General features: G+C 29.0%; 18 protein-coding genes and 1 pseudogene. 14 read left to right on the forward strand and 5 right to left on the reverse strand.

All coding sequences use genetic code 11. The features are described 5' to 3' along the window. The first annotated feature begins 192 nt into the window (after positions 1-192). The 4 genes from CLMAG_RS03530 to CLMAG_RS03545 all read left to right on the forward strand — a co-directional run bounded on the left by CLMAG_RS03530 (position 193) and on the right by CLMAG_RS03545 (position 6,335). A complete protein-coding gene (locus CLMAG_RS03530) occupies positions 193-462 on the forward strand; it encodes a hypothetical protein (protein WP_066617999.1) in 270 nt (89 codons plus the stop codon). A gap of 82 nt (positions 463-544) precedes the next feature. After that, positions 545-2,707: a CgeB family protein gene (locus tag CLMAG_RS03535; protein WP_066618003.1), complete on the forward strand. Its 2,163-nt coding sequence runs from the start codon at positions 545-547 to the stop codon at positions 2,705-2,707. Positions 2,708-2,758: 51 nt separating this feature from the next. After that, positions 2,759-4,432, forward strand: a complete 1,674-nt coding sequence (locus CLMAG_RS03540; RefSeq protein ID WP_242872952.1) for a glycosyltransferase family 4 protein — start codon at positions 2,759-2,761, stop codon at positions 4,430-4,432. 31 nt (positions 4,433-4,463) lie between these two features. Then, positions 4,464-6,335, forward strand: a complete 1,872-nt coding sequence (locus CLMAG_RS03545; protein WP_066618006.1) for a hypothetical protein — start codon at positions 4,464-4,466, stop codon at positions 6,333-6,335. Between the two features lie 168 nt (positions 6,336-6,503). Here CLMAG_RS03545 and CLMAG_RS03550 read toward each other — a convergent pair whose 3' ends face one another. Continuing rightward, positions 6,504-7,772, reverse strand: a complete 1,269-nt coding sequence (locus tag CLMAG_RS03550; RefSeq protein WP_161486923.1) for a nucleotide sugar dehydrogenase — start codon at positions 7,770-7,772, stop codon at positions 6,504-6,506. Between the two features lie 135 nt (positions 7,773-7,907). Next, entirely contained in the window at positions 7,908-8,654 is a 747-nt protein-coding gene (locus tag CLMAG_RS03555; RefSeq protein ID WP_066618011.1) for a sugar phosphate nucleotidyltransferase, read from the reverse strand. A gap of 228 nt (positions 8,655-8,882) precedes the next feature. Between CLMAG_RS03555 and CLMAG_RS03560 the strand changes: the two genes are divergently transcribed. Next, a complete protein-coding gene (locus CLMAG_RS03560) occupies positions 8,883-9,956 on the forward strand; it encodes a DegT/DnrJ/EryC1/StrS aminotransferase family protein (RefSeq protein ID WP_066618013.1) in 1,074 nt (357 codons plus the stop codon). A gap of 59 nt (positions 9,957-10,015) precedes the next feature. Here CLMAG_RS03560 and CLMAG_RS33445 read toward each other — a convergent pair whose 3' ends face one another. The 3 genes and pseudogenes from CLMAG_RS33445 to CLMAG_RS34615 all read right to left on the reverse strand — a co-directional run. Beyond that, on the reverse strand, positions 10,016-10,435 hold the full coding sequence (locus CLMAG_RS33445) for an ATP-grasp domain-containing protein (RefSeq protein WP_341420075.1): 420 nt from the start codon (positions 10,433-10,435) through the stop codon (positions 10,016-10,018). 258 nt (positions 10,436-10,693) lie between these two features. Beyond that, positions 10,694-11,032, reverse strand: a complete 339-nt coding sequence (locus CLMAG_RS33450; protein WP_242872922.1) for an ATP-grasp domain-containing protein — start codon at positions 11,030-11,032, stop codon at positions 10,694-10,696. Positions 11,033-11,046: 14 nt separating this feature from the next. Further along, positions 11,047-12,009: pseudogene (locus tag CLMAG_RS34615) on the reverse strand (type III PLP-dependent enzyme domain-containing protein); the annotation flags it as partial. Between the two features lie 315 nt (positions 12,010-12,324). Between CLMAG_RS34615 and CLMAG_RS03575 the strand changes: the two are divergent. The 9 genes from CLMAG_RS03575 (at position 12,325) to CLMAG_RS34150 (ending at position 20,638) form a co-directional block, all read left to right on the forward strand. Beyond that, positions 12,325-12,528 (forward strand): hypothetical protein, encoded by a 204-nt coding sequence (locus tag CLMAG_RS03575; protein ID WP_066618018.1) that lies wholly within the window; start codon positions 12,325-12,327, stop codon positions 12,526-12,528. 192 nt (positions 12,529-12,720) lie between these two features. After that, entirely contained in the window at positions 12,721-14,049 is a 1,329-nt protein-coding gene (locus tag CLMAG_RS03580) for an IS701 family transposase (RefSeq protein WP_082831782.1), read from the forward strand. 288 nt (positions 14,050-14,337) lie between these two features. Then, complete coding sequence (locus CLMAG_RS03585; protein WP_066618020.1) at positions 14,338-14,562, forward strand: glycosyltransferase; 225 nt, start codon at positions 14,338-14,340, stop codon at positions 14,560-14,562. Between the two features lie 261 nt (positions 14,563-14,823). Continuing rightward, positions 14,824-15,111 (forward strand): hypothetical protein, encoded by a 288-nt coding sequence (locus CLMAG_RS03590; RefSeq protein WP_066618023.1) that lies wholly within the window; start codon positions 14,824-14,826, stop codon positions 15,109-15,111. A gap of 196 nt (positions 15,112-15,307) precedes the next feature. After that, on the forward strand, positions 15,308-16,507 hold the full coding sequence (locus tag CLMAG_RS03595; protein ID WP_066618026.1) for an ATP-grasp domain-containing protein: 1,200 nt from the start codon (positions 15,308-15,310) through the stop codon (positions 16,505-16,507). Between the two features lie 84 nt (positions 16,508-16,591). Continuing rightward, the gene (locus CLMAG_RS03600) at positions 16,592-17,542 is read left to right on the forward strand and encodes a hypothetical protein (protein ID WP_066618029.1); all 951 of its coding nucleotides are present in this window, start codon (positions 16,592-16,594) and stop codon (positions 17,540-17,542) included. A gap of 102 nt (positions 17,543-17,644) precedes the next feature. Continuing rightward, positions 17,645-18,922 carry an ATP-binding protein gene (locus tag CLMAG_RS03605; protein ID WP_082831783.1) on the forward strand — a complete coding sequence of 426 codons (1,278 nt, stop codon included), beginning with the start codon at positions 17,645-17,647 and terminating at the stop codon, positions 18,920-18,922. Between the two features lie 19 nt (positions 18,923-18,941). Further along, positions 18,942-19,895 (forward strand): NAD-dependent epimerase/dehydratase family protein, encoded by a 954-nt coding sequence (locus tag CLMAG_RS03610; protein WP_066618046.1) that lies wholly within the window; start codon positions 18,942-18,944, stop codon positions 19,893-19,895. A gap of 17 nt (positions 19,896-19,912) precedes the next feature. Next, positions 19,913-20,638 (forward strand): CatB-related O-acetyltransferase, encoded by a 726-nt coding sequence (locus tag CLMAG_RS34150; protein WP_066618048.1) that lies wholly within the window; start codon positions 19,913-19,915, stop codon positions 20,636-20,638. Positions 20,639-20,794 lie beyond the last annotated feature (156 nt).

Consider the following 20,794-nt stretch of genomic DNA (forward strand, 5'->3'; position numbering starts at 1 on the left):
GGGGAGTTAGCTGTATTTGAGCATAAAGCTTTTTGGACAGCCATAGATACATTTAAAGATATAGAAAGAGTTAATTTTATGGAGTGGTGACAGTTTATTAAGTGGAAAAAGAGCAACAGAAGCAGTTAAGAAAAAATTAGAGTAGTGATATAAAGTAACAAGTCTATGCCTAATAAAAATGGAGGCGTAAAGATGAAAGATAAAATAAAAAAACTAATACAGGATGGAATAAAGTTGAAAGAAAAATATAAAAATAACTATTCTGATGTTAGCAATTATAAAAAAGAATTTTTAAATTGGATCAATGAGTACAAGCATCTAATTGAATATATTGAAGGTAAAGACTGTATTAGATATAAGAACTTTTGTTTATGGATTAATAGCATAGAGAATATAAGTTGTGAGCTCCTTGATGTTCTAATTGGATTTCTAAAGGGAATGGAGACTTCTATAGAAGATTAGATGAATTTATGGGAGATACAGTATATAAATTATAAGTAGATCTTAAAATAATTTATATAAATATTATTAAAGGTGATAAAATATGTGTAATGAAGATAAATGTAAAGATGTATCAGATAAACAAATAGATACTAAAGAATATAACTATACAATAGTTGAAGATATTTCAATTAATAGTAACAATGTTTTTATCAAAAAAAGTAATTTGTTACAGATTAAAAATGATAACAAATCATTACTTGTTACTTCATCTTTGTCAAATAAGCAATTTCAGTATATATCCTATATTGAACCTAATGTAGTATTTTCAATACGTCCTTCTAAAAAAATTTTTACTTTATCTAATGATTATAACTACAAAGTACAATTTTCAGGAGAAAAAGATGAAAGTATTTTAGTATCTATGTGTATTGTTTTTTATTCGGAAAAAGAAAAAATAAATTTAGAGTTTATTAATTTAAATGAAGAAAAAGTTATTACACCTAGTTCAGATGCAAAGTTCTATAGATTAGGAATTAGAATTGAAGGTAAAGGAAAGTGCAACTTAAAAAATATAAAAATATACAAAGAAAAACAGATAGATTTTATGAACTTTTCTGATTTAAGAAAATTAGGCTTTGATAGTCCAGCATCCACTGAAGATTTGAAAATTGCATGTATTTTTGATGAATTTACAATGGAATGTTATAAGCCTATGTGTAGATTGATAACATTTACTCCGTATAATTGGAAAGCAGTATTTTCTATAGATAAACCTCATATTCTAATGGTAGAATCTGCATGGAAGGGCATTGAAGGAAGTTGGAATAGAAAAGTTGGATATTATAATGAAGAAAATATAAAAGAGTTAAAAGAGATGACGGAATGGTGTAAAAGCAATTGTGTTCCTACTGTATTTTGGAATAAAGAAGATCCAGTTCATTTTGATAGATTCATTGAAACATGTAAATATTTTGATTATATATTTACTACAGAAAAAAGTTGTATAGATGAATATAAGAAATTTTTAAAGCATGATAGAGTATATTTTCTACCTTTTGCAGCACAACCTAAAATTCATAATCCAATAAAAATAGCTGAGAATAGAGAAAATAAGATTTGTTATGCAGGTTCATACCATGCATCTAAATTTAAGGAGAGACAGGAAGATTTTGATAGGTTATTTACTGCGGCATCAAAGTATGGAATAGATATTTATGATAGAAACTTTATAAATAATGACCCTGGATTTAAGTTTCCAGAGAAATATGTGCCTTTTATAAAAGGATATTTAAAGGCTGATGAAATAGAAAAAGCATATAAAGGGTACAAAGTATTTATTAATGTAACTAGTGCAAAGAATGCATTAAGTATGTTTTCAAGAAGAGTATTTGAAATTATTGCCTCTTATACCCCTATTGTTAGTTCATATTCAACGGGAATTAAAGATATATTTGGTGATATAGTTGCTGCAAGTGATGATGCTAATGAGTTGTCAAAATGCTTTAATCTGTTAATGAATGATGAGGAATATTATAATAGGATAGCTTTAAGTGGATTAAGATTGGTTTTGAAAAAACACACTTATGAAGAACGATTAAACTATATATTGAATATAGCTAATATAAATATAGAATGTAGTGGCCCTATAATTAGTGTCATTAGTATAATTAGATCTTTAAAAGAGTTAACCGTTATTTTAGATCAATTTAAATATCAATCATATAACAATAAAGAGTTAATATTACTGATTGATAACTTTGATGATATTGAGTCCTTATCTGATAAGTATATTGATAAAAATGTAAAAGTTTTGTCTTTAAATTCTTTAAATAAAAGTTTGCCTGTAATTGACATTGTAAATGGAGATTATATAAGTTATTTTTCTTATAACAATTATTATGGAAGATATTTTTTAGAAGATCTTATATTAGCTAAAAAATATGCAGATGCGTCTATAGTGGGAAAGAAATCATATTATAAACTTGAAAAGAAGTCTAATTTAATTGACGAATTGAAGCTGGAGAATAAAGGACAAGAATTTGAGTATGTTGACAATTTAGATTATGACAGTTGTATAATTAATAAAAATATTTTCAAATTCAAAAAAATAGAGGATTTAATATCTGAGTCATTAAATAATCATATGATAAAAAATTGTTTTAAATTTGGGTACAGATTGTTTAGTATAGATAAGTACAATTTTGTTTCGAATTATGACCATAATTTAAAAAATAAGGAGATATTGAAACAGATCGAATTTTAGAGTTAAAGTAAAAAAGAAAACTGTTTTAATATAATGGGGGTGAATGGAGTGATGGGTAATAGAGACGTTAAAGATAACAATAGTAATAAACTAGAAGAAAAGACATTTAATGATTTAATAGTAGATCTAAGAGAAAATAAGTGGCAAAAAGAAGCCGGAGATAATATAACAATATCCAATAATAATAACTTTCTAAAAATAGAATCTTGCTTATTGAATAATAAGTTTCAATATATAGGATATGAAATAATGAGTCCATTTAATAATGTTAACGCAGTTAACTTTAAAAATATACAAGAAAACGCTATGTTCCTAATAGATTTTGTAGGGAAGTTTACGGGAAGTATTAATGTTCAATTATTCATTGTTGGATATTCGGATAAAGAAAAATTAGAAGTTAATAGTTTTGAATTAAATAGTACAAGATATATTTACGCTAAGGCAGGAACAAAAAAAATAAGAGTAGCCCTCAGAGTTACTGGAATTGGAAAAGCTCTTATAGAAAAAATTAGTATAAAAGTATTTAATCAATATTATAGCGCTATTTTAGAAGAGCAGATCATTGGAGATTTTAATAAAAAACAGGATAAGTATCTAGTATTAACTAATATTTATCCTAGTTCAAATAATCTTTATAGAAACGCATTTGTTCATAGGAGGGTTTTACTTTATAGAGAAAGTGGATTAAATATAGATGTTTTTTCTTTATCCAGAAATCCATCAGGTTTCGGCAAATATGAGTTTAAAGGGAGCACAGTTTTTACAGGAGATAGTAGTGGTCTTAGTACTTTATTAAAATATAGAAATTATAAAAAAATATTAATACACTTTGTAAATGAAGAAATGATAACCTCTATTAAAAAGACAGCTCCAGATATTCCTTTAGTAATTTGGATACACGGCTTTGAAACAGAAAATTGGTATAGAAGATGGTTTAATTATGATTTCATAAAAAAGGACATTGATACAATAATAAATGGATTAGGTGAAAATAATAAAAAAATAGAATTTATGAGAAATTTATATACAAATACAGATAAGCAAATAACTTTTATTTTTGTATCAAAATGGTTTAAGGAAAAAATAGCTGAAGAAGATATAGGATGTAAAGTTAAAAATTTCAATATTATACCCAATGTTATAGATGAAGACTTATTCAAATTTAATAAGAAAGATAAAGAAAAAAGAAAAAAAATCCTAAGCATAAGACCATTTAGTTCAAAAAAATATGCTAATGATTTATCAGTGAAGGCAATATTAGAATTATGTAAAAGTGATTTTTTTGAGGAGTTAGAATTTGTAATTTATGGTCAAGGCATTTTATTTCATGAAACTTTAAATCCTATAAAGCATTTTGGAAATATAAAAATTTTTGAAACTTTTCTAACTCAAGAACAAATAGCAGAACTTCATAAGCAGTATGGAATATTTCTTTGTCCTACTAGATTGGATTCACAAGGAGTTTCTATGTGTGAGGCTATGTCAAGTGGATTAGTTCCTATATCTAACAACATTACAGCTATTCCAGAGTTTGTTCAAAGTAATTGTGGTATTTTAAGTAGAGCAGAAGATTACAAAGGAATGGCAGGTGGAATTGAATATTTGTATAAAAATCCGGATAAGTTTATAGAGATGTCCTCAAATGCTTCGAAATATATCCAAAAAAAATGTGGTAAAAGTGAAGTAATCACAAAGGAGGTAGAGCTGATTTTAAATAGAAATTGAGAATTATGAATTAAATGTAAGGAGATTTTTTATGAATAAGGTTGCATTTTGGAATTCTCCATATCCTTTTAGAGATTTGTTATTGTTTTCAGTTAAAGATAAAGCACTTAATAATAGTCAAATTGAAAATATAAGGAAAGAAGCTTTAAAAATAAATTTAACATTTCTACCTCAGAGAACGTATGGACAAATATCTAATTTTGTAATAACGAAAGATTTGGAAGGATTCACACAAAAAAATGAAGTAACTTTTTTTTCAGGGATAGCTCAATTAAATAATAAATTCTATTTTGGACAGAAGTCTTTGCCTTTAAATGAAAGTATACAGAAAGAGCTTTATGATAGTGTTGGATTATTTACTTTAATTGATATTAATGATGAAAATATAAAAATAACTCAGGATTTTTTCGGGTGTGGGACTTTATTTTACTTTGATGAGAAGAACCTTTTCATTATTTCTAACAGATATCATTTGATATTACTTTTTCTTTCGTGGATTGGGCATAAAGGAAGATTGGATAGTGATAAAGTTATAGCAACACTTTACTCTGATACTACATTCCTTAGCCAAAATATTTCAAGTAAGATGGATATTATAGGTGTTAAGCAGTTAGCATTTGACCATGAAGCTAAGGTTGATAAGGATGGATGGAAAATAGCACCCAAAGAATCTGTAATAGATGCTTTGACAGGATGTAGTAACAAAGAGTATGATGAATTGCTAGAAAAAGGAAAGAAAGAGGTTATAGACAATATTAGAGCTGTAATAGAATCAAACTTATTTGAAAAGCTTATAACTGACCTATCAGGAGGTATGGATAGCCGATCAGTTTTTGGTGCAATTTTAAATATTGAAGATGTTATTAAAAAAATTGAAATTTATACAAAAGATATACCTGGATCGTCAGACCTTCAAATTGCTGCAGGATTAAAAAATCTTTTTGGTGGTAGTTTTTATAGTGAAATAGGAAGACCTCAGTTTCCAATGACAGTATCAGAAAGCTTTGATATTTGGCGAAGCTATTTTATGGGGACTTATTATAGATTAGCAATTGGTGCATGGTCTCCAAAAGGTGAAAATAATTCACAAATAAGATTTAGTGGTGGATGTGGTGAAATTTATAGAACCTTTTGGAGTAAAATATATAGAAATAAAGTTGATGGTGCAAATTCAATTGAGGAGTTAGTTATTAGATTAACAAATTCATTTTCCCGTTCAGCAGTAGCAGCATACCCCAATGCTCAAAATAGACTTAATGAACTACTTGTTAATGAGATAAGTGAACTTCCGGGGACAACACCTATGGATAAGTTTGAATCTCATTATGTATATTTTAGAAACAGGTATCACTTTGGTATGAGAGCTTATGAATGTTTTCACGATTGTCTAATGTGGTTTCCATTAATGTCCAAATCTTTATTTAAAGCATCAAGATCTTTGACTTTTGAAGAGAAATATAATTCTAAACTTATGTTAGAACTTACTGAACGTATGCAACCTATATTAATATGGATTGATTATGCATCTAAGCCTGCATCTAATAATAAAACTTTATATAATATTTCAATATCAGATATTAGGTTCAAAGGATGTAAGGTGCTACTTGATTCAAATATAGACGATTGGAACGCTATTAATTTAAGAAATAAAGAAATTTTACAAAACTTAAGAGAAAAAATGAATTCTAAATTCTACAGTGACTGGAAGAATGTTCATCAACATTTGCAGAGAGAAACCATTAATGCATTTTATGAACTTAGTAGTTATAGTTCTGATCTTGATATGATTTTAGGAAAAGACTTTGTTAATTATATAGAAAAATCCTCCTCAAACCCTAGAGGAATATATCAGATTTGCTCTAAACTTAGTTCACTTAGAGATCAGATTGCAATATTTTCATAATAGGAATTTGAAAGTATGTAAATTATATATATCAAGATATTAAAAAATCAGGAAATTTTATTAGTAAGCCTAGTAAAATTTCCTGATTTTTTTATTTAGACAATATCACAATAAATACATAGTTGTGTGTACTTATAGCATTTTCTTAAGTTGTTGTGAAGATATCTTTTAAATTTTATATAAAGTAACTTTATCATAATAAGGAAAAGTATTTCTAGTATCTACGACTATTAAAGGACTTTCCATTAATGATTCCATTTCAGGTAAGTCAAATGTGATACCAGGTTGTTTTGCAGCGATTACTAAGCAATCAACATCTTTAATACATTCTTTGAAGCTTGAGGTTTGAAAATCATAGATCAATGGAACGACAGGATCATAAGCTTTTACTTTAGCTCCTTCTTTTAATAAACAGTCAACAATGTTTAAAGAAGGACTTAATCTACAGTCTGCACAATAATCTTTCATCGCAAGGCCAACTACAGCAATGGAAGAATCAGAAATATCTTTATTAGCATCCTTTAGTGCCTCCTTTATTTTTTGTACAACCTTAAGAGGCTTCTCATCATTAATACTTCTTGCAATGTGTGTTAGATTTAGAGGCACATTTAAATTTACTAATGCTTCTTTCAAATAACCAAGGGCATTAGGAAGACAATAACCACCAACACCTGGGCCTGGTTGAAGTAATTTTACTCGAGGATGAGTATTAGCTAAGTTTTGGAGTTCATATATATCTATATTTAAAGCAGAAGCAGCTTCGCCTAGTTCGTTAATTAAAGCTATATTAACATCCCTTTGTATATTTTGAGCTACCTTCACCATTTCTGCAGTTCTAATATTAGAAGCTTTATAAATAGGAGCATCTGATAAAGATTTTAGAAAGTCTTCGGCTGCTTTATAGCTTTCTTCATTAATTCCAGCTAAAACCTTAGGATTATTCCTAAATTCTTCGAAAGCATGAGTTTCTGCAATAGTTTCGGGACAGTATGCCAAGTAAACTGGTATGCTTAATGCCTCTAATTGAGGAAGTATGAAATTTTCACATGTACCAGGAATCATCGTAGTTCTAAAAATTAATAAGTCTCTTGGTACAAGATTAGGAAGTAGTTCATCAATTACTGACTGAATAGGAGACAAATCTTGAGAGTTATCTTCTTTTGTACCAATTCCTACTGTAATTATAAAAACAGAAGGTTGGTTATCTATTCTTTTAAATTTAGTACTAACAGCTAATTTTTTTTGTTTAATTAAGTCTAAAATAATTTCGGATATATGCTTACCATTATAATACTCATACATAATAATATTTTTAGTTTTTATATTTGTTATAGTATCTGGATTTATATCAATTCCTTGAACTTGCTTGTTATTTAAAGCAATAGATGCAGCTAAAGGTAATCCTATATGACCAAGTCCAAAAACATACACATTCATGTCCATTTTCCTCCTAATGTAGAATTATTAATTACATATATAATCAAATAATTCTTTTATCTAATATATAAAATATGAGAGGTCTCATCAATAGCTACTTTTTATTGACAGAGTTCTAATAGAAAACTTAATATTTTACGAACTGAATTTTTTACCAATTATATGATCTAAATTGACGTATTTTGATAATTCATTTACGTAAGCTAAAGATTCGAAAGTTCCAGAATCTGTCCACCAGCCTTCTAGTACATCATAACTAAGAGAACCATCAACTATATACCAATTATTCACATCTGTTATTTCAAGTTCTCCTCTGGCAGATGGCTGCAATGTTTTAATTATATTAAAGACTCTATTATCATACATATAAATACCAATTACGCAGAAATTGCTTTTTGGTATTTTGGGTTTTTCTTCTATACCTATAATTTTATCCCCATTAATTTCAGCAATACCATATCTTTGGGGGTCAGGAACTTTTTGGATTAGTATTTTAGCACCATTATCTTGTTTTTCAAAATCATTTACAAATTTATTTATATTATCTTGAAAAATATTATCACCAAGTATAACTACACATTTATCTCCATTAACAAAATTTTCAGCAAGTGATAATGCTTGAGCAATCCCTCCAGCTTGATCTTGAATTTTATAGGTAAACGTTACCCCAAAGTCATACCCACTACCTAAAATATTTACAAAAGACCCTATATGCTCTTTTCCAGTTACAATGAGTATATCAGTGATGCCAGCTTCTTTTAATTTAGCTATGGGATGAAATATCATTGGATATTTGCCTACTGCAAGTAAATGCTTATTAGTTGCTTTAGTTAATGGGTAAAGTCTAGAACCTGTTCCACCTGCAAGAACTATACCTTTCATTTATATTTTCTCTCCTTGTTTTCAATATATTTTAAGTTGAATGTTGAAATACTCTTATAATTTCATAATATAAATTTTTAGACAAACTGTTACTGTATGGGGAAAGTATAAAGTATGATCAATCACTAAAAAAAATAACCTACATATAAATAAAGTAAGGTATAGAATCGTGGACAATATCTTTACGAACTATTTAGAGTAAATTGTTTGATTGGAGGCAATTAGTATATGATTAATGTAACTAAAACTTATCTTCCACATTTAAAAAAATATGAAAAATATGTAGAAAAAATATTTAAGTCAGGATGGCTTACTAATAATGGAGAGTTGGTACGGAAACTTCAAACACAATTGAAGGAGTACTTAGGTATAAAAAATATAGTTTTAGTTTCTAATGGAACATTAGCATTACAGTTGGCATATAAACTTTTAAATTTGAAAGGTAAAGTAATTACAACTCCATTTTCCTTTGTTGCTACTGTAAGCAGTCAGGTATGGGAGGGACTAAGCCCTAAATTTGTAGATATAGATAAAAAAACCTTTAATATAAATCCCAATAAAATAATTTCTAATATTAATCAAGACACCGCTGCAATTGTACCAGTTCACGTATTTGGTAACAGCTGTGAGGTGGAAAAGATAGACACAATATCAAAGGATCTTAATCTTAAAGTGATTTATGATGCTGCTCATGCATTCGGTGTAAAATATAAGGGAGAAAGTGTATTGAATTATGGAGATATATCCACCCTTAGTTTTCATGCCACTAAGGTGTTTCACACGATAGAGGGTGGTGCACTTGTAATGAATGATGATGAACTTTATCATAAAGCTCAACTTATGATTAATTTCGGTATAAAATGCCCAGAATGTATTGAAGATTTAGGGATTAATGCAAAAATGAATGAGTTTCAAGCAGCCATGGGACTTTGTGTGTTAGAGGATATAGATAAAATTTTAGAGGGAAGAAAAAAAGTATATGAGTATTATATGAATAATTTACCTAATAGTCTAACTTTTCAAAAGAAAAATGAAGATGGAACTTTAAATTATGGATATTTTCCAGTTGTATTTAGAGAAGAAGAAGTGTTAATTAGAGTGAAGGAAAACCTAAATAATGAAGGCATATATCCAAGAAGATATTTTTATCCTTCTCTTCATGAGTTATCTTATATAAGAAAACAGAGGGATGTACCTAACTCATCATATATATCAAAACTAATTTTATGTTTGCCAATATATTATTCTATGGAATTAAATGTAGCAAAAAAGATTGTTGAGATAATAAAAAATCAAATTTAAAAAGAGAAATCAGGCTAAGGTTAAAAGAAGCTTGCCTGGTTTTTATATTTACTTTAATTTTATATTTTGTTCATATTTACTATTTCTATATCTTTATGAGCAAAAACGCCTATCTTTTCAGTAAGTATAGATTTATCAACATCCTTATTCTGAAGCCAGTTCACAATAGCCTTGGGTAAATTTACACCTGCTATATGACTGAATGGATAACCTCCGCCAAAACGGGCATTCATTTCTAATATATAAGGAGTTTTATCAACCATGAACACATCCATATCTAAATTGGCTATATGACGAAGTTTTTCACTAATAGATTTACCTAAATCTTTTAATACTGAATTGCTAACAGTTTCAGCACAATCAGTTTCACCAGACCGCATTGTATATTTTATTTTTACAATGGTGTTTTGATAATTACCATTTAAATCATTTATTACATCTAAGCCATGCTCTTGACCTTTTAATTTTTCTTGAATTATTACACTATATTCAAGTCTATCCCTAGATTCATATTAAAGGTAAGTGTTCATAATGTTTTGCTTCGTCTTGTTGTACAATATTCTTAGTTCTAATTCATTGTCTGCTTCGTGCACTGAAATAGATCCCATACCCCAACGTGGTTTTATCATCACAGGATATTGAATTTTACAAGATTTTATGGCTTGGATCGCAGTTTCAAGTAATATATAGGTTTTAGATGTATGGAAACCATTATTGATAAGAAATTGGTATGTCTTCTATTTATCATTGCAGATATTAATAACAGTCTTATCTGAAACAATCACCTTTAGTCCTATGTCTTCAAATAGCTTCTTATTAGCAGCGAGTATTGGAAGGTCTATATCAAATAAAGAGATAATTGCGTTTATTTGATTTTCAATACAATATTTTTTTAGAAACGGAATATAGCTATCTTCGTATATTGACGGTGCAATGACACATTTATCTGCACATTGAAATGCAGGATTAAGATCACTACTGATGGAAACATGTACCTCACCATTAATTCCTATAATTTCCTTAAAATACTTAACCAGATAGCTTCGTCGCCCAACTGAAGTTAAAAGTATCTTCATAGCTCCCCACCTAATTAAATTTGGCTCATTAAGTCTAATGACATATCCCTCACACAACAATACTTGTCATTATCTTTTATATATATTCTTGGTGGACAATTAATAAAACAGTTATTTTTGCATATAGTATACTTACCTGCATAATGGAATGTTATTAAGTCGCCATTCTGAAATTCATTATAATTTTGTAAGTAAAGAAGTCTGTCTTTCTCTATGCAGGTACTACCACAAATAATTTGTTTTGGTATTTTTAAAGCACTGTTACAATTTGTTGAAAACGCAAACTGCTTAGTGGTCATATAAGGACTATTATGCAATAGTGAACCGTCCACTGTCACTATAGTTGTGTCTCTTATAACCCTAACATTAATTACACGATATAAATAATCAATTGCAGTTACATGTATAGATACACCAGGTTCAAGAATTAATTGAACTTTATCAGGAGATACAGCATTCTTTAATTGATCGCAAATCACTTTGCTGTAATCTTTCATAGTGGGTTTACATGGCAACTGCTTTCCTCCCCAAAAACCGCCACCAATATCGATAAATGTTAATGAGTCAGCCATTTTATATTGCAAAATTAAATCAACAGCTTTCTTAGCTAGAGCCTTAAAAACTGCAATACTGCGAGTTTTAGTACTATAGTGCATATGCAGTCCATGCACTTTTAATCCTAATTTTTTTAGGAGAGTTAGAGATCTTTCAAAATCGCCATTTTCCACGCAAATCCCAAATCTACTTACGTCAGATCCTGATATAGTTTCACCAGGGCAAATTTTTTCTAAATCAAAATTCACGTGAATACCAATATTGCACTTTTCTTTTTTTAAAAATTTAATATTTCTCTTTATGATTTCAAGGTCCTGAAAATTATCTACGTTTACAATGCTACCTTCATTAAGAGTATTAAGAAGCATTTGTTCATCTTTTTGAGGTCCGTTATATATAATACTTTGACAGTCAAAACCTTGAGAAAGTCCGAAGGAATACTCATCACTTTACACAGTTTCCGCTAAAAAATCAGAGGATTTTGCGTACTGGAGTAAAAAAGGCAAATGATTAGTTTTTATAGAATAACCAAAGCCTATGTTGTTTCCCCATTCATTTTTGAACTCCGAAATAATGCAAGTAACATTTTCATTGAACTTTTGTAAATCAATAATATAGCAAGGTGTATAAAGCGGCTGAGAAATAAAATTATATTTGTCCTTAATCATAAACTGCTTAATGCGATTAGGGGTACAATTAAGGGAAGTTCTTATAAAGATGAGAAGTTATTTAAGACAGTGGAAAATTTAACAAATTGTCTTGGACTAACAGGGCCATTGGATGTAGAAGCTTTTCTGATAAATGGTGAGTACTACATTTCAGCGGTAAATCCTCGTTTCTCAGCTGGTTACATTTTTGATGATGCTTGTGGTATGGATTTTTGCGGTTTAATGATAAATAATATGCTTAGAAAAAAATATCCCCAATATTGGTGGTTATGAGGAAAATATCCTTATGTTAAGATATTACAAGAATTTATATATAAAGCCTGATTCAATATTACCTGAAAAATATAATTTTAACACCACTTTACAAGTAATTTAAGTTACCAAAAAATACAACGTACCAAATACCTCTTAATTATCAATACTAATATTGAGCAAACCAGCACTGATTAGGAGGTATCTAGTACTATGATTAGTATTGACGAAAAATCAACAATTAAAACAATAGAAAATTATTTAAGTAAATATCGCTCCATCTTCAATAAGCGGAGCTTTCATATATTTATTTTACTTGTTACTGCTATGCTTTCAACTCAAGAAGTTCGTTCTATAAAATTTTTATATGACAATTTTATCAAAAAGTATTGGAATAAAGTTCTTAATAGCTTTTATTATTTTTTATCCTATACAAACTTCTCGATAGAGAGCTTAATGTTTGCAACAGTAAAAATAGCAATCTCACTTATTCCCGAAGAGCTTAAGTCTACTATAACTATATTCTTAATTATAGATGACACACTTCAAGCTAAATTTGGAGATAAGTTTGATTGTTACGGTAAGCTTTTTGACCATACAAAGCATGATGGCACCTCTTTCTTAAATGGACATTGCTTTGTATCATTGGTTATAAGCATCCCTATACTCTTTTGTGGTAAAATCAAATACCTTACATTGCCAGTTGGATATAAACTCTATGATAAGAGTGAAACCAAACTTGAAATAGCTGGTAAGATGATACAAAACATTATGCTGTTACTATTAGATTACCAAGTTATAGTGTTATGCGATAGTTGGTACACTAAAAGACCTTTTCTAAATATGTTCAGAAATTATACCAATCTTTCTATCATAGGGGCAGTCCGTTCTGATACCAGCATATATGATTTATGTCCAGAACCTACTGGAAAAAGAGGACGCCCAAGAAAGAAAGGTTTAAAACTTAATATTAGAGATTTTGACTACACTAAAGAGGATGACTACTATATTGCAACTAAAAAGGTTTTAACAAATTTGTTTAATGAACCTGTTATAGTAACAGTAACAACTACAGATGTAGATAAATTCTCATCTGTAAGAGTTTATATTTGCTCCATAGAGCCATCAGATATACAAATTTTTAAAAACTATACTGTAGATGAATGTAAAGCTGATAAAGAAAGACCAACTCTTATTCCATTTTTTGCATATAAATTCAGATGGAATATAGAAGTGTTTTTCTATCAACATAAATTCTTTTGGTCTTTTGGTAACTACATGGTACGAAATAAAAAGGCAATAGAAAATTATACTAATTTACTGGCTATCGCCTATAGCTTTGTAGTAATATTGCCTTTTATTCATAAGTCTTTTTCTAAATATAAATTTCAAAGTCCTCAAGAAATTAAAAATGCTATCTCTTACCAAATATCAAAAGAATTAATATTAAGCACTTTCGTGCAAAAGATACAAAAGAGCAATATTAATCAAGAAGCTTTAGAGGCAATTAATTCCTTAATATATTTAGATGAGGTTAGTTAATTTTCTTGTAAAGTGGTGTAATTTTAATAAGAAAGAGGAAAAATGATTTTGTTTAGCTGCTGTTATATCCCATAGAATATTAATTGATGCATAAGGAAACAGATTGTCGGATAGCGCAGTAACATTACCTTTAACTAAGGTAGGTTATGTATATTACCAGTATAGTTTTATTTGGTACAAATTAAAAGTGTAAGATAAAATGCTTACACTTTTTAATTTTGCCATTAAACAAATATTCTTCATTTAAGATAATATACTTTTGGCACATTTTATGGCAGTAGGAATAAAATGAATTTAGATAATAATATTCCACTTGTTAGTGTTCTAATACCATCATATAATAGACCACATTTTCTTAAAATTGCTTTAGAGAGTGTCCTTCATCAATCTTATAGAAATATAGAGACCATAATTTGTGATGATAGTACAAATTATGAAGTAAGAAATATGCTCCAGCCGTACTTGGAAAGGTATGTGCAAATAAGTTATTTCAACAGTGTGGAAACAGTATGACGACTAGGCACCGCAGAAAATCGTAAAAGATGCTTTAGCCTAGCTTCAGGTTAATATGTAAATTTTCTAAATGACGATGACGTTTTTTACCCAAAGAAAATAGAAAGAATGGTTTAGTTTTTAAAAGATGAAGGAGTTACGATAGTTACTTCGAGAAGAAGTTTAATAGATAAGGATGGGAATGTATTACCTGATGTTTCATATAGCAAACCGATAAGCACGATAGATAGAGTATACGATGGAAAAGAAATCGCACGGAGAATGATTCTTAAAAGCTTGAATTTTATTGGAGAACCCACAACTGTACTATTTAGAAAGAAAGATATAAATATAGATCAACTTGGAGTATTTATGAGTAGAAAATATCAATGTAATTCCGATATGGCAACGTGGGCTACCCTTTTACTAAAAGGTAAATTTGTATATATTGCAGAAATACTGAGTAGCTTTAGAATACATGAAGGTCAGGCAAGTCTTAGAAGTAAAATACATCAAATGGGATTAAGGGAATTGAAGTATCTTTTAGAAGATGGTAAAAAGCGGGTATAATTATATCCTAATAAGGAAAATGGAAATGTAGAGGGAGCCACCATGGGGGATATTAATAAAAAATAAGTAGATAAGAAAATTCGTGAAAATTTATAATATAAATTATTATATAAATTATTATATGGAAGAACTTAACGTTTTATATGAATAATTAAAACAAAAGGGTAAGAATATAAAATAGCAAAGAGGCGATAAAATGAAAAAAATACTATTATTAGGGGGATCTAATCAACAAATACCCGTTATTGAATGTGCAAAAAAACAAGGTTATTATACAGTACTATGTGATCATTTAATAGATAATCCAGGACAGCATTATGCAGATAAATTTTACTGTGTGAGTACAACGGATAAAGAAGCTATATTAGAGGTTGCACAAAAGGAAAAGGTAGGTGGAATAGTTGCCTATGCCTCAGATCCAGCTGCACCAACAGCTGCATATGTTTCAGAGAAATTAGGACTGCCAACTAGTCCATATAAGTCCGTTGAATTACTTACTAACAAAGATAAATTTAGAGCTTTTCTCGCTGAAAATAACTTTTGTACTCCAAAAGCAAAGGGATTTAGCTCTATTGAAGAAGCAAAAAAGGATATATCAAGCTTTACATTACCTGTTATTATAAAACCTGTTGATTCTTCTGGCAGTAAAGGAGTAAGTAAGCTGGCAGATATAAATAATTTGGACAAACAAATAAAATATGCATTATCATACTCTAGATCAAAACGTTTTATTATAGAAGAATTTGTAGATAAATTTGGATATCAGGTAGCCGGGGATGGCTTCTCGTTAAACGGTCAATTGGTATTTAGATGCTTTGGAAATGATCACTTTAACAATAATGGCCTTAATCCCTTTGTACCGATTTCAGCAAGCTTCCCATATAATATGCCCCAAAAAATACACGAAAAAATCCATTTAGAAATTCAAAGATTGCTCAATTTACTCAACATGAAAACTGGAGCTTACAATTTTGATATTCGAATAGATAAAGACGAAAATGTTTATTTAATGGAGATAGGACCAAGAAATGGAGGTAACTATATACCACAGGTTACGAAATATGCAACCAGTGTTGATATGGTGGAATATGCAATAAAAGCTGCTATGGCAGAGGATTGCAGTGACATTAAAATGGTAGATCCAAAAGGCTATTGGAGTTATTATGCAATTCATAGTTATAAAGCTGGAATTCTAAAAGATATAAGAATTAATGAGGATGTTAAAAAGAACAATATTGTTGAGAGTCATCTGAACTATGAAATTGGGGATAACATCCCTGTATTTAGGGGGGCAAATCAAACAATGGGGATATTGATTATGAAGTTCACTTCAATGGAGGATATGATAGAAAAAATGGATAATTCAAATTTATGGATAAATGTTGTAGTTGAATAAAATTGTACAAATATTGGATTTAATTCTATAGAAGATATAAAAAAGTGTTAGGATAGTATAAGTTACTAATAGGAGGCAATTTAAATGAAAGAAATAGGTGGATACTTTGAATTAGAGCAGCTCATAAGTAATGAATATTATAAGGATCTAATTTCACTGAATAATGGGAGAAATGCTCTTTTATATCTTCTAAAGGCAAAAAATATAAAGAAGTTATATATTCCTTATTATCTATGTAACTCAGTAGTTTATATGCTTAAAATGTATGGTTATGATTTTGAGTATTATAAAATAGATTTTGAATTTATGCCTATATTTAATAAAAATCTTGCTGAAGATGAGTATTTATATATTGTTAATTATTATGGAAAATTGACAAATGAGAAAGTCTATGATCTTAATGAGCAATTCATGAAGATTATATTAGACAATACTCATGCTTTCTTTCAAAAACCGATAGATGGGATAGATACGATATATTCTTGCAGAAAGTTTTTTGGTGTACCTGATGGGGCATATCTTTCAACAAATGATAGGATTAAAAAAAAGTTAACAGTTGATGTTTCTAAAGAACGTATGGCTCATATTTTAGGACGTTATGAAGATATAGCTTCAGAATACTACATTGATTTTCAGAATAATGATGAATCTTTCAAGAGTCAGCCACTGAAGTATATGTCAAAACTAACACATAATATTCTTGGTGCGATTGATTATGAAAGAGTTCGCCAAATTAGAAACGAAAACTATTCCTATTTAGATAGTAAACTTGGTGTATATAATAAATTGAAATTTATTACTCCAGATGGTGCATTTGCATATCCATTTCATGTAAATAATGGAATGGAAGTTAGAAAGGAAATGACTAAGAAGAAAATATATATACCAACACTTTGGCCAAATGTTTTAAGTGATACACCAGAAGGTAGCATAGAATATGATTATGCAGCAAATATTTTGCCATTACCATGTGATCAGAGGTATGAGTTAAAAGATATGAAAACTATTATAAAGTCTTTATTAGAATATAACTAGGGATAAAGCAAATATATTTATTACAATAATCAATAGAATTATAAATTGGATTAGTAATAAATATCATGAATTAGCTTTGATGTGTGAAAGGAAGGGATTGTATTGAATTTAAAAGGTAAAAAATTACTAATTTTAGGAGGAACAACATTATCTTGTGAAATAATAAGACAGGCAAAGGAAAAAGGAGCATATATAATAGTAACAGATTATTTAGAAGATTCTCCAGGCAAAAAAATTGCAGATAAAAGTTTTATGGTGAGTACTACTGATGTAGATGGTGTTGTAAACTTAATAAAAAAAGAAAAAATTAATGGAATTTTAACCGGATTCATAGATTCAATGCTTCCGTACTATCAAGAAATTTGCGAAAAAACAGATTTACCTTGCTATGCTACTAAAGCACAAATTGAAATAACTACTAACAAAGTAAAGTTTAAAAAACTTTGCAATAAATTTGGTGTCCCAGTAGTTGAAGAGTATAAAATTAATTATCCATTTAAAGTAGAGGATATAAAAAATATTAAATTTCCTGTGCTCGTAAAGCCTATTGACAATAGTGGGGCTAGAGGAATTCATATTTGTGAAAATGCAGAGGATTTAAAGATAAATTATGAAAAAGCCTTATCATTTTCATCAAGCAAGCAGGTTATTATAGAACGATATATGACCGCTAAGGAAGTTACTATTTTTTATATAATTCAAGATGGAGAGATATATCTTAGTGCTATGGCAGATAGGTATACAAAAAATAAACAAGGTGGAATTATACCATTACCTGTAGCATATATTTTTCCTTCAAAGCATTTAAAATCTTATCAAGAATCTCTTAATCATAAAGTGATAGAAATGTTTAAATCTATTGATATTCAAAACGGGATGATGTTTATTCAATCTTTTGTAGAGGATGGAAAATGTATATTCTATGAAATGGGTTTTCGATTGACAGGATCATTGGAATATAAGATTATACGACAAATAAGTGGTATTAATCCTTTAGAGATGATGATAAATTATGCATTAGCGGAATCTATGAATAAAATTTCTATTAAACCACTTGTTAATCCTAATTTTAAAGAGTGTGGATGTAATATAACGTTTTTAGCGAAACCAGGAAAAGTTGGTAGAATTCTTGGTGTTGATGAAGTATATTCATTAGAAGAAGTAATAGATGTTGTGCCAGCATATAATGAAGGGGATGTTATCCAAGAATCGGATATTGGCACACTTAAGCAAGTTATTATTCGGGTGTTAATCGTTGCTGAAAACAAGGATGAATTAGCTAAGGTTATAGATAAGATATATAATACTATCAAAGTCTATTCAGAAGATGGTGAAAATATGCTTTTGGAAACATTTGATACTAAAGATCTGTTTAATTAAAAGAAAAGGAAGATGATTTATGAAGCAAATTGAAATAAAAGGAGAGAAAATAAATAAAAGCGGACAAGGAGTTTTAGTAACTGGAGCAGGGGGGTTTTTAGGCGGGGAATTAATAAGACAATTATCAGAAAAAACAGATTATCAAATTTTTGTGCTAACTTCAAATAAAGAAAAGGTTATGGCAAGATTACCTTGTATAAAACAGTCATCTTGCTTTGATATAGGTGATATGAAAAGTGGAAAAATTCCCTGGAGTATAATTGATACTATAATTCACTGTAGGTTTACTAGATCATCAAATGCTTTGGAACTAGTTACTAGCTTAAATTTTACAAATCAAGTATTCATAGAAGCATTGGAAAATAAAGTTCCTTCAATAATAAACATTTCTTCGCGAAGTGTGTACGGTCAATTAAATAAGCCTTTATGGACAGAAAAAACACCATTATCACCGGATTCACTTTATGCACTATCAAAGTATACAGCAGAGTTATTAGCCAGCAATATTAGAAATATTAGTAAGAATAAAATAGTAACAACAAATATTAGACTAAACTCTTTAATTGGAAATGAATTGAGTGATCGTGTACCATATAAATTTGTGGAATATGCATTAAAAGGACAGCCAATTAAAATAATTGGTGGGAAACAAGTCTTTAGCTATATGGATGTTCGTGATGCCGCAGCTGGTATTATTGCACTTCTTTCAGTAAATCCAAAAGAATGGAAAGAAGTTTATAATTTGGGAATAAATAGTCAATATAGTATAATTGAGATCGCAAATCTTGTTGCAGAGGTTGGAAAAAGTTATCTAGAAGAATCAGTAAAAATTCAAATTGAAGAAAAAGATATTTATTTAGATGTTGGAATGGATTCTAGTTTATTTTACATGGATACAAAGTGGAAACCTCAATATGATATGAAAGATATTATTGAGTCTCTGTTTAAATATTTAAGTCATAAAATACAATGAGTGAAGAGGTTAAATGTATGAATAAAAATAATTATATTTCTTCAGATGCAGTTTTGATAAATAATATATTAGGGAATGATTTAAGAATTTATAAAAATGCAGAGGTTAAAAATAGCAGTTTAGGTGATTATGTATCAATTGGAGATTCAGCAATTGTTGCAGAAAGCCATTTAGAAAGTAATTCAGAAATTAACCGTAGAAATTGGATTGTTCGATCAAAAATCGGTAGTTATACTTATACAGGGTTAGGCACAAGCATACTTTATGCCGACATTGGGAGTTTCTGTTCCATAAGTTGGAATGTATCTATAGGGGGAGCTAATCATGATTATAACAAGGTAACAACGAGTCGATTAACGAGATACCATAGGATGGATACTGGCAAGTTAATTAATAATAATCATGAGGAATATTTAGAACCGTGTGTTATTGGAAATGATGTTTGGATAGCATCAAATGTTGTTATTTTACGAGGTGTTAAAATAGGAAATGGTGCCATAATAGGTGCTGGCTCTGTTGTGACTAAAGACGTGGAGCCATATTCAATTATAGTTGGTGTTCCGGCAAGAGTAATTAAAAAGAGATTTGATAATAATATTATATCAGTACTTGAAAAAATCCATTGGTGGAATTGGCCAAAAGATATTATTAGAGCTAATTTAGATTTAATCTATTCTTCCATCGTTGATGATACTGTTATTAATAAGCTAGTGGACATATCTAAAAATATTAAATTAGCATAGTTGGAATTATACCCGGTTCTTTAGCTAACTTTGACATATTTTATGACTGTAAGAATATAATGAATTAAAATATATGATATGCAATATATAAGATTTTTTAAGTATATTTATGATAAGTGAGAAAAATTAAAAAATATAAAGAAAGGTGTAAGATAG

The sequence above is a fragment of the Clostridium magnum DSM 2767 genome (assembly GCF_001623875.1).
In the GTDB taxonomy this organism is placed as follows: Bacteria; Bacillota; Clostridia; order Clostridiales; family Clostridiaceae; genus Clostridium_AM; species Clostridium_AM magnum.